The sequence below is a fragment of the Thomasclavelia sp. genome (assembly GCF_017889095.1).
Lineage (GTDB): Bacteria > Bacillota_I > Bacilli_A > Erysipelotrichales > Coprobacillaceae > Thomasclavelia.
Genome location: NZ_JAGHEW010000010.1, coordinates 1 through 10,188 on the forward strand (window position 1 = coordinate 1; position 10,188 = coordinate 10,188).

The window sequence follows — 10,188 nt, forward strand, 5'->3', positions numbered from 1 at the left end:
ATTTTATTTAGTGATGAAATTACTGTAGGCAAATATCAAATCTATTATACCGTTGATGATTTAGGCAGTTATTATTATATTGTTACAACTGTAACTACAAATGAAAACGAATATTCATTTGAATTGGAAATTGATTTAGAAAAATTATTAATTACCTCTTTTGAATACCGTTAAAAATTATAGACAAAAGCATCACTGGATGCTTTTGTTTTTAAATAAAAAAATCGTAAAAAATTACGATTTTTGTAAATATGGATTAAATAGCAACTCGTCTTTCAACGATGAACTAGCACCATGTCCAGGATATATTTTAGCATCAAAATCAAAACACTTTATCTTTTCTATTGATAACAGCGTATCATGTTTTGATGAATTAGGAAAATCAAATCTGCCAATTGAACCATTAAATAATACATCACCAGAAAAAATCACTTTTTCATCAATTAAATGAATCATTGAAGCGCCTGGACAATGCCCAGGTAAATGTAGCCAATGTATCCGATATCCAGCAATCGTCATAAATTCATCAGCCTTGATTACCGGTGCTTTTAAAATAAATGGTGTTTCCATTATTGATAAATTATATCGAGGATCCGTTAGCATCGTAATATCTTCTTGATGGATATAAATTGGACAATGATGCAAATCATATAAATAATCAACAGCGCCAATATGATCAAAGTGACCATGAGTTAACAAAATTGCTTCTAACTTTAATTCATTTTCAACCAAGAATTTATTAACCTTTTTTCCCTGTGCGCCAGGATCTACAACGAAACATTGCTTTTGATCATTTATTACGATATAACAATTAGTTTGCATTACTCCTAAAACAAAACTTTTAATTTTCATTTTCCTTTACCGATAAAGAAAAAAAGCCCAAGGGCTTATTTCTTTTCCTTATGAACAGTTTTTTTGTTACATCTAGGACAATATTTGTTAATTTCCATTCTTTCTGGATGATTACGTTTATTTTTTGTATTAATATAGTTTTCTTCACCACATTCAGTACATCTATAAATAATATTTTCTCTCATTATTTACACCTCCATCTGTAAACTTTCGACATATATAATATCATAGTAATTCAATAATTACTAGCACTTTTTTTAATTTAAGCCGTATTTTTCTACATATTTATCGACAATTTGATTAGAAATTAATTGAGCCGATGAATCACCGCCATTTGAAGCATAAGTTTGCCGATAAGCAAGACAGGCAAACGCCAGTTGTGGGGTTGCGTTTTCATTGGCAGCTACATAACCAATCTGCAAATGGTTTGGATAGTCATTAGTATCACCAGTACCATAATCGTAAATTTCAGCTGTACCAGTTTTAGCGTAAGTTGCATACGGTTTTGATGACCAAATACTATGACAGGTGCCACTAGGATATGTAACACAAGCCCGCATTCCATCTTTAATTCGTCTAAAAGCCGTTTCCTGACTGCTAACATCGTCTAAAACAGTTGTTGATGATTCTAATTTGGTTTCTATTTCACCATCATCATTGTAATTAAAAGAATCTAAAAACAATTTTGGCTGAACCCGTTTACCACCGTTAGCTAAAGTACAAGCATATTGTGCTAATTGAATATTAGTATAAGTATCATATTGGCCAATTGTAGCATCTAGTAATAACCCGCTAGTACGATCGCGTCCTCTAAATCCTAAAGATTCATTAGGAACATCTAAACCAGTCTTAACCCCTAGACCCAATTCCCCTAGATCGTTTCTTAATGTATCAAAAGCAGTTGGATCAATTCTTAATGGACCATCATAAATATATTCAGCACCACCTAATAACATTGCAATTCTAAACATATAAACGTTTGATGAATAAGCGATTGCTTCAACTTCATTAATTAGCCCAAACTGTTTCCATGATTTTTTTGCTTCAGTATTTTTAATTTTGATTGGGTCATCTCTAAAATAAGTATTTTCAGTAATTAAATTATGTTTAAAGGCAGTATATAACGTTCCCCCTTTAATAGTTGAACCGATTGTAATAGTATCTAGATAGTTTCCGGCTGCATAATCAGAAACCTCACCAGTTTCTTTATTAATTGTTTTACCGGACATAACAATAATTTCACCAGTTTGAGGATCCATCATAATAAAGAACATTTTATTAAAATATTTATTATTGGCATTACAAGCTTTTAATTCCGTTTCAATTAATTGATCAGCTAACTGCTGTAACTCCCAATCAATTGAAATACGAATATTTTGTCCAGAGGTTCCGGTTTTAGTACTAGTAATAATTGGATTACCGTTACGATCATAATTTAAAGTATAACTGCTATCATCACCACGTAAAATATCTTCGTATTGGGCTTCTAATCCAGAAGTTCCTACTCGAGAATCATTTTGATAACCTAGAGCCAATAATTCATTTTTCAACTCAGCTGGTAACCCCTCTTTTTTAGTAGTTACCTTCCCTAATACTTGAGAAAAAGATTTATCATAAACTGATTGGCGTGACCAGTCAGAAGTAATCGTTATCCCTGGTAAAATATCAGCATTTTCTCCGATAATACTAGCTTCTTCGGTCGTAAGACCTTCAGCTAAGATAGTTGAACCACCAGTACAGTTTTTCATTAAATAATAAAAGTGAGCATATTTTATATCTGCTTCATCCATATATTGATTAATTAGATCAATAGTGATACGATCTATTTTTAAATTATAAAGCATCTTACTTGAATTTTCTTGCTTTTTAATTTCTTCAAGTTCTTCATCACTAATAAGTGAATCAGCAACATCTTCATGCATCAAAATAAAATAGTCTTTTTTATTTCTGTCAGAAACTACTTCTTTATTATTAACATCAAGATTAATGTTTTTAGCTAAAAAAGTAGCTGATTCTTTTAGAATTTCATCTTTAATTTTTTTAGGTGCATAATAAGTAGCACAAATTACATTAGTATTTTCAACTAATTTAGTATAATTACGGTCAACAATTTCTCCACGAGGAGCATCTTTAGTATAAGTAGTTGTGCCATATTTTTCCAATTTAATTTCTAATTCATCGGCTTGTGTAAATTGTATATATCCAAGTCTAATCGCCATAACTGAAGTAACTGCAACAACAAAACAAAGTAATCCAATCAAACGACGACTGACAATATTTTCCTGACGATTTTTTTGATCACGTTCTTGTTCAAAAGCACCATAAAAGCGTACCTTCGGTATCTTCTTTTTAAAATTAAATGCCATCTTCATACCTCCGTATTACGAACATATTATAGACTAAAATAATTATTAAGTAAATTAAAACTAGTAATTACCATAAAATAACAAATCGCCCACAATTTGTTGTACTGTTAACTAATAATAAAACCGTCTTAACAACGGTTTTATTATCATTTTGAAATTTTTTATTCATCATCTACTGATAAAATCGCCATGAATGCTTCTTGAGGAATTTCTACAGAACCTACAGCCTTCATTCGTTTTTTACCTTCTTTTTGTTTTTCTAATAATTTTTTCTTTCGTGAAATATCGCCACCATAACATTTAGCCAAAACGTTTTTACGCATTGCTTTAATTGTAGTACGGGCAATAATTTTTCCTTGAAGAGCAGCTTGAACTGGCACTTCAAACATTTGTCTTGGAATTAGATCTTTTAATTTTTCACAAATGACCTTGCCACGGTTATAAGCAAAATCTTTATGAACAATTGTCGAAAGAGCATCCACAACTTCACCATTTAATAAAATATCCATTTTTTGTAATTTACTTGGACGATAACCAATAATTTCATAATCTAACGATGCATATCCTTTAGTATTAGATTTTAGTTTATCGAAAAAGTCATAAATAATTTCTGATAATGGTATTTCATAAATAATATTTTGCCGAGTATCATCAATATACTCAATATTTTGATATTCACCACGTTTAGCTTGACACAATTCCATGATTGCTCCAACAAATTCATTAGGTGTCATGATCGAAGCTTTAACATATGGTTCTTCAATTCTTTCGATTATTTGCGGCTCTGGCATTTGAGCAGGATTATCAACAATTACCTCTGTTTTATCAGTTAAATAACAATGATAAATAACCGATGGTGCTGTAGCAATTAAATCCAGATTAAACTCGCGTTCTAAACGTTCTTGAATTACATCCATGTGTAATAAACCTAAAAAGCCACATCTAAATCCAAAACCAAGAGCCTGTGATGTTTCTGGTTCAAACATTAAAGCTGAATCACTTAGCTTCATTTTTTCTAATGCATCGCGTAAATCTTTATATCGTGCATTATCAATAGGATATAATCCACAATATACCATTGGATTTAATTGTCGGTATCCTGGTAATTGTTCTAAAGATTCGTTTTCTAAAGTAGTTACCGTATCTCCGACATGAATATCTTGAATTGATTTGATTGAAGCAGCAAACCAGCCAACTTCACCAGCTACTAATTCTTCTTTTTTAACTTCGCGAGGTGTTCTTACCCCAAGTTCAGTTACTTCATAAACAGCATTAGTAGCCATGAACTTAACGGTATCACCTACTTTGATTTTACCTTCTTTGATACGGACAAAAACAATTACACCGCGATAACTATCGTAGTAAGAATCAAAGATCAAAGCTTGCGTTGGATTATCGACGCTGCCACTAGGTGCTGGGAATTCATGAACAATTTTTTCTAAAACTTCCTCAACATTTAAACCACTTTTAGCAGAAATTAGTGGTGCATGATCAGCCGGCAATCCGATTACGTCTTCAATTTCTTTAATTGCCCGCTGTGGATTAGCACTTGGTAAATCAATTTTATTTATTACAGGTAAAATTTCTAGATTGCTATCTAAAGCTAAATATACATTTGCAAGAGTTTGCGCTTCAACTCCTTGAACCGCATCCACTACTAGCACAGCCCCTTCGCAAGCCGCCAAAGATCTAGAAACCTCATATGTAAAGTCGACATGACCTGGAGTGTCGATCAAATGTAATAAATATGTTTGTCCATCTTTAGCAGTATAATGTAATTGAACTGCATTTAATTTAATTGTAATTCCTCTTTCACGCTCAAGATCCATACTATCCAATAATTGGGCTTTCATTTCACGATCAGCAACTGCTCCCGTAATTTGTAAGATACGGTCAGCTAAAGTACTTTTACCATGGTCAATATGGGCAATGATTGAGAAATTTCTTATTTTACTTTGGTCAATACTCATTTAATCACCAACTTTCGTTTAGTAATTATAACAAAAATAAAGACCAAAGACAATTAGTATTTATGGGGTTGGATAAAAATATTTATCAAGTAAAGAAACTCTTTCAGCAATTACTTCAATTGAAGTAATTTGCTTAGCATCACCATATTCTAAATTTCGTGAATGTAATCTGCCTTTAATTGCAATCATACTACCAGGTTTAGCACATTCGATGATCATTTCTGCAATTCCGCGCCACAGTGATACCACAATGTAATCATTTTCAAAAACTCCTAATCCATTTTTAAATCCCTTTTCAATTTGAATTGTTGCATTAGCAACTTTGACACCGCTAGCTGTAGTTTGCATTTTAGGAATCTCAACTAGCTTCCCTACTAGTGCTACTGTATTTAACATATCAGTTATCCCTCCTTTATGAAAAATTATAAACATAAAGAAATAGATTTTTCAAGAAACCATAATCCACATAATTGTAACATAATTTAAAAATGAATTATAATTAAATGATTTATCAACAATTTTGATTGAATTATAAACGTATATGTACAATTTGACCAGTTAGGTCTTGTTAAATTTGGCAAAATTTTTCTCTAAAATAAAAAATCAGTCAAAAACTGATTTTTTCTAATTCTATTTTTCAACAATTACATAAGCAATTGCATAATCTTTTTCATGAGAAAGAGAAACAAAAGTTTTAGGGAAATTAAGATGCGGCTTGCCATTTTCATCATTTAAAATCTCAATATCTTGAAAAGAAATAATTTTATGTTCAATGCCATAAGCTTTAAAAAAAGCCTCTTTGCAAGCTAGTCGTCCACCAAGAAATTCCTTTTTATGTTGATTGCTTTTTTTACTTTGATAAACTAACCGCTCTTTTTTAGTCAAGATTCGTTCAATAAAATGCTCATTATCAATTTTAAGTCTGTTTAAATCAACAATGTCACAACCAATTCCGGCAATCATAATTAATCCTTAAACTTTTTTTCATACAAGCTCATTAATTCATCTAATGACATATTATCATCAATTTCATCAATCAATGAATCCTTATTTTCACTATCATTTGATTCAAAATTTAATTTAAATTCACCTGTACGTTCTTCAATGATTTTTAATTGGTCTTGTTCTTCTTCAATAATTTTAGCAATATTTCTTAAATTATCTTCTACAGTTGGCAGTTTTTCAACTGGATCACTGACATTTTGAACTTCTTCAACTACTTCTTCTTTTTCTTCATTAATTGTAGTTAATGTCGCTTGTGATTCAATTGGTTTTTTTTCTTCATAATCACCAAAATAAGGACTGATTACAGGTACTAATTGATCAGTTTTCTTTCTTTTTACTTGCTTAGTTGTAGCAAGTTTAACTACCTTTTTTTCAACACTATTTTTAGTTAGGCCATTCATTGGTGAAATTACTTCACTCATTTGATATGCAGTTTTTACTTTAGGCTGTTCAGCTGGTTTTTTTTCAATTGTAGTTTTAGGTTTTTCACTTACTTTTGATTTTGTCGCAGCTGCTTTTTCATTAGCCTCTTTTTTTTGAAATTCTTCGTCATAAATTAATGGTGAACTGAATTTTTCTTTGCGTCTTTGTTCAACAACTGGATCTACTTCAAAAATATCTTCATCTTCTTCATGTTTTTTAAACAAACCTCTAAACATTTTAAATTCCCCCTTTTATGTTAAAAAAACGAATCACCAATGTGGTATTGATCTTCATCTAAAACTAGAATTCCTCTAACTTGAGGAGCATTAGGCAACCCTAATTCTCTAGCTGAACAAAGCATTCCAAAAGAATCTACTTTTCTAAGTTTAGAAGGCTTAATGATCATCCCACTTGGCATAATGGCACCAATAGTAGCTACAACTACTAGCTGATTTAAAGCAACATTAGGTGCTCCACAAACGATCTGTTTAACTTCGTCTTTTAAATCAACCTGACAAATATGTAAATGATCTGAATCAGGATGATTTTCAATTTCAATAACTTTACCGACAATAAATTTTGGTTTATGATCAATTTCTACTTTTTCTAAATCATATTTAGCAAGTAAAGAATTGAACTGATTGATCTGTTTGTCTGTAAATTTAACCAGTCCATTATTAATAGTTCCTAAATACTTGCTTGCATTTAGTAAGTTATATCCAATCACTTGATTTTTTTGATCTTTTAATACTACTAGATCATCATGTTTTTGATATTCATACGTTTTCCCATCACCTAAACGGGCTAAAAGAATATCACCAACATGTTCATAATTATAAAATCCATGAAATATCATTATTACACCTCTTATTTTACACTATCAATAAATGCTTGAATTTCTTCTTTGGTTTTACGTAACTTGCTTACAAAACGGCCAATTTCTTCTTGATCGCTGTAAGCTACAAATGATGGGATGCCTAAAATATCTAAATCCTTACATAAATCTAATAAATTATCTCTATTTACTAAATAAAATTTAAATTCTGGATTATCATCAACGATTTGTCCCATGAATGGTTTTACAAACATACAATCAGGACACCAGTCGGCAGTAAACATAATGATTGTTTTTCCTTGACGAACTTTATCAAAATCTTCGATTGTTTTGATTTCAATTAATTTATCCATTTTTTTGATACCTAGCTACCAATTTATAAATTGGTCCTTTCTTACAAAATTTTTGTTCATATTCAGTCATAATATTCGTTTCATTTTCAGGACTATTATGTAAATCTAAACTAACATATAATAAATCCATAGGATAGTGATTTAATGAAATTAAAGAATATTCAAATAAACCACGATTATCCGTTTTAAATTCAATCTCACCATGATCAACTAAGATTTTTTGATAAACAGCCAAAAATTTATTTGATGTTAATCTTCTTTTTTCATGACGATTTTTAGGCCAAGGATCACTAAAGTTCAAATATAAATGATCCACTTCATTTTCTTCAAAAATATTTTCTAATTCTATTGCATCATAATGAATCAAACGTAGATTATTTACTTGTACTTCTTGTTTATTAATTTTATTGATTGCAGCCGCTAAAACACTTGGAAATTTTTCAATTCCAATAAAATTAATATCTGGATAACGACAAGCATTAGCATAAATAAAATCACCTTTACCCATACCAATTTCAATATATACTGGATTATCATTTCCAAATATTTCTTTCCAGCTTCCTTTACATTTTTCTGGTTCCATGATCACAAAAGAATCATTTTCGCTCATAATTGTATAAGCATTTGGATTATTTCTAAGTCGCATTACAACTCCCCTTTACATATAAAAATATTTTATCATAAATCTTTTGTCAAGTCGACTAATTCTGTAGGTGATAATTCCCTAAAATCACCTAATTGTAATGTTCGATCTAAATTCAAATCTTTAATCGCTATCCGTTTTAAATAACTCACCGTTTTACCACGACTGGCTACCATCTTCTTGACTTGATGAAATTTGCCTTCAAAGATTTCAATCGTGACAGTGCTTGTCGTATCATCAGTTTCTAAAATTTTTAAATTAGCACTTTGTAAGTGACTTCCATCATCTAAGATAATCCCTTCTTTAAAAGCCTGAACATCCTGGTCGTCCATTACCCCTTCAACAGTAGCATAATAGAGTTTTGAATGATGACGGCTTGGTGCTAGTAAACGATGGGCAAAATCGCCATCATTAGTGATTAACAGCAATCCTTCAGTATCAATATCTAAACGGCCAACTGGAAATAAATCATAGTTTTCATAACCAAAAATTAGTTCTAATACCGTTGGATGTAAATTATCTTTAGTTGCACATACATAGCCTTGCGGCTTATTCAACATTAAATAGACATAAGGACGATAATTAATTACTTCACCATCAAAAACAACTTGATCAGTTTCACTATCAACTTTGAAATCATCATTTTTAACTACCATACCATTAACTTCTACAAATCCCTTACGGATATAATTTTTTACCTCTTTTCTAGAGCCAATTCCATATTTAGCTAACAGTTTATCAAGACGCATTTCCATATAACACTATATACCTCTCTATTTTCTTTTCATCATTTTCATTTGCATAATAAGTTAAATAAACATATACATTAAATTGTGATTTATCGGTAATTCCCGACAAATTAACCCCTTTATATATACCATTTTGTTTATCAACTATACCAGGAACTAATGAATAATTATTTTCTTCAAGAACACCAATAGTTGGTAAACTTTTGTTTTTGTCATCTTCAACTTTAGCAATTGCTTGTAAATAATACATATTAATATTAGCACTGTCAATAATAACATCATAGCGGTATTCATTTTCTTCAATTGGATTGATAATTAAGCGAATTGAAAAATCAGTTATCGTAGTTTCAAAATCTTTAGCATTATCTAATTTTTCTTGATAATCTTGATACTGCTGATAATATTTGTCAGTAACCTCTTCTTGTTTTGAACTGCACCCACATAAAAGTAAAATACTTATAATTGTCAAACATATCTTTTTCATCATCATCACCAGTGCCATTATATCATGTTTTTTTATAGATAAGAAAGGCTTTTAAAAAATTATAAAAAATAGGAACGAATTTGTTCCTATTTGCATTTAAATGTCTTACAAGCTGTTTCTTGAATTTCCTTGGCTTCATTACAATGACAATTACAAACGACAATTTCTTTAGCGTTACAATTGCAATTTTCATTGTAAACACAACTATCTACTTGGCAATTTACACCACGCGCCATGAAATCACCTCCGTTTATAGTTTTACCGCTTTTATTAAAACTATGCTCATAAACAAAAAAAATAAAGCAATAAAGACTATCAAAATAATAGTCTTTATCACTTATCCTCATAAATGATCAAACAGCTAAAACTATATTCCAATTCACTTGAAAATGTCATTGCTACTTGATAATGAAGCGAAATAATTTTAGGATCTTTATCATTTAAAAAATCATTTATTTCATCTTCAAGGTCTAATTCATGAGTTTTTTCAATAATTTTTACTTTCATA

Annotated in this window: 14 protein-coding genes; all 14 read right to left on the reverse strand. The window is 30.4% G+C overall.

Annotation, left to right across the window (positions count from 1 at the left end):
* Window positions 1–234: 234 nt before the first annotated feature.
* Entirely contained in the window at window positions 235–852 is a 618-nt protein-coding gene (locus J7M77_RS00305; protein ID WP_296874874.1) for an MBL fold metallo-hydrolase, read from the reverse strand.
* 35 nt (window positions 853–887) lie between these two features.
* Window positions 888–1,037: a 50S ribosomal protein L33 gene (gene rpmG, locus J7M77_RS00310; protein ID WP_087298491.1), complete on the reverse strand. Its 150-nt coding sequence runs from the start codon at window positions 1,035–1,037 to the stop codon at window positions 888–890.
* A gap of 72 nt (window positions 1,038–1,109) precedes the next feature.
* Entirely contained in the window at window positions 1,110–3,218 is a 2,109-nt protein-coding gene (locus J7M77_RS00315; RefSeq protein WP_296874877.1) for a penicillin-binding protein 2, read from the reverse strand.
* A gap of 161 nt (window positions 3,219–3,379) precedes the next feature.
* On the reverse strand, window positions 3,380–5,188 hold the full coding sequence (gene lepA, locus J7M77_RS00320; RefSeq protein ID WP_296874879.1) for a translation elongation factor 4: 1,809 nt from the start codon (window positions 5,186–5,188) through the stop codon (window positions 3,380–3,382).
* A gap of 60 nt (window positions 5,189–5,248) precedes the next feature.
* A complete protein-coding gene (ssb, locus tag J7M77_RS00325) occupies window positions 5,249–5,584 on the reverse strand; it encodes a single-stranded DNA-binding protein (protein ID WP_296874881.1) in 336 nt (111 codons plus the stop codon).
* A 234-nt stretch (window positions 5,585–5,818) separates the two neighbouring features.
* Entirely contained in the window at window positions 5,819–6,151 is a 333-nt protein-coding gene (acpS, locus tag J7M77_RS00330; protein WP_296874883.1) for a holo-ACP synthase, read from the reverse strand.
* A gap of 2 nt (window positions 6,152–6,153) precedes the next feature.
* Window positions 6,154–6,852 (reverse strand): hypothetical protein, encoded by a 699-nt coding sequence (locus J7M77_RS00335; protein WP_296874885.1) that lies wholly within the window; start codon window positions 6,850–6,852, stop codon window positions 6,154–6,156.
* Between the two features lie 20 nt (window positions 6,853–6,872).
* Window positions 6,873–7,472: a YtpR family tRNA-binding protein gene (ytpR, locus tag J7M77_RS00340; protein WP_296874886.1), complete on the reverse strand. Its 600-nt coding sequence runs from the start codon at window positions 7,470–7,472 to the stop codon at window positions 6,873–6,875.
* A gap of 11 nt (window positions 7,473–7,483) precedes the next feature.
* Window positions 7,484–7,804, reverse strand: coding sequence for a thioredoxin family protein (locus J7M77_RS00345; protein WP_296874888.1), 321 nt, complete (start codon window positions 7,802–7,804; stop codon window positions 7,484–7,486).
* Entirely contained in the window at window positions 7,797–8,450 is a 654-nt protein-coding gene (trmB, locus tag J7M77_RS00350; RefSeq protein ID WP_296874890.1) for a tRNA (guanosine(46)-N7)-methyltransferase TrmB, read from the reverse strand. Before trmB ends, J7M77_RS00345 begins: the two co-directional genes overlap by 8 nt.
* 32 nt (window positions 8,451–8,482) lie before the next feature.
* Window positions 8,483–9,202 (reverse strand): pseudouridine synthase, encoded by a 720-nt coding sequence (locus J7M77_RS00355; RefSeq protein WP_296874891.1) that lies wholly within the window; start codon window positions 9,200–9,202, stop codon window positions 8,483–8,485.
* The gene (locus J7M77_RS00360; RefSeq protein ID WP_296874893.1) at window positions 9,186–9,680 is read right to left on the reverse strand and encodes a hypothetical protein; all 495 of its coding nucleotides are present in this window, start codon (window positions 9,678–9,680) and stop codon (window positions 9,186–9,188) included. Before J7M77_RS00360 ends, J7M77_RS00355 begins: the two co-directional genes overlap by 17 nt.
* A gap of 86 nt (window positions 9,681–9,766) precedes the next feature.
* The gene (locus J7M77_RS00365) at window positions 9,767–9,916 is read right to left on the reverse strand and encodes a DUF1540 domain-containing protein (RefSeq protein WP_296874894.1); all 150 of its coding nucleotides are present in this window, start codon (window positions 9,914–9,916) and stop codon (window positions 9,767–9,769) included.
* Between the two features lie 97 nt (window positions 9,917–10,013).
* Entirely contained in the window at window positions 10,014–10,187 is a 174-nt protein-coding gene (locus J7M77_RS00370) for a sporulation protein Cse60 (protein WP_296874896.1), read from the reverse strand.
* Between the last annotated feature and the right edge of the window lies 1 nt (window position 10,188).

Coding starts and splice junctions, on each gene's coding strand:
- J7M77_RS00305 (WP_296874874.1), bottom strand. CDS start 852: ATGAAAATTAAAAGTTTTGTTTTAGGAGTAATGCAAACTAATTGTTAT.
- rpmG (WP_087298491.1), bottom strand. CDS start 1,037: ATGAGAGAAAATATTATTTATAGATGTACTGAATGTGGTGAAGAAAAC.
- J7M77_RS00315 (WP_296874877.1), bottom strand. CDS start 3,218: ATGGCATTTAATTTTAAAAAGAAGATACCGAAGGTACGCTTTTATGGT.
- lepA (WP_296874879.1), bottom strand. CDS start 5,188: ATGAGTATTGACCAAAGTAAAATAAGAAATTTCTCAATCATTGCCCAT.
- ssb (WP_296874881.1), bottom strand. CDS start 5,584: ATGTTAAATACAGTAGCACTAGTAGGGAAGCTAGTTGAGATTCCTAAA.
- acpS (WP_296874883.1), bottom strand. CDS start 6,151: ATGATTGCCGGAATTGGTTGTGACATTGTTGATTTAAACAGACTTAAA.
- J7M77_RS00335 (WP_296874885.1), bottom strand. CDS start 6,852: ATGTTTAGAGGTTTGTTTAAAAAACATGAAGAAGATGAAGATATTTTT.
- ytpR (WP_296874886.1), bottom strand. CDS start 7,472: ATGATATTTCATGGATTTTATAATTATGAACATGTTGGTGATATTCTT.
- J7M77_RS00345 (WP_296874888.1), bottom strand. CDS start 7,804: ATGGATAAATTAATTGAAATCAAAACAATCGAAGATTTTGATAAAGTT.
- trmB (WP_296874890.1), bottom strand. CDS start 8,450: ATGCGACTTAGAAATAATCCAAATGCTTATACAATTATGAGCGAAAAT.
- J7M77_RS00355 (WP_296874891.1), bottom strand. CDS start 9,202: ATGGAAATGCGTCTTGATAAACTGTTAGCTAAATATGGAATTGGCTCT.
- J7M77_RS00360 (WP_296874893.1), bottom strand. CDS start 9,680: ATGAAAAAGATATGTTTGACAATTATAAGTATTTTACTTTTATGTGGG.
- J7M77_RS00365 (WP_296874894.1), bottom strand. CDS start 9,916: ATGGCGCGTGGTGTAAATTGCCAAGTAGATAGTTGTGTTTACAATGAA.
- J7M77_RS00370 (WP_296874896.1), bottom strand. CDS start 10,187: ATGAAAGTAAAAATTATTGAAAAAACTCATGAATTAGACCTTGAAGAT.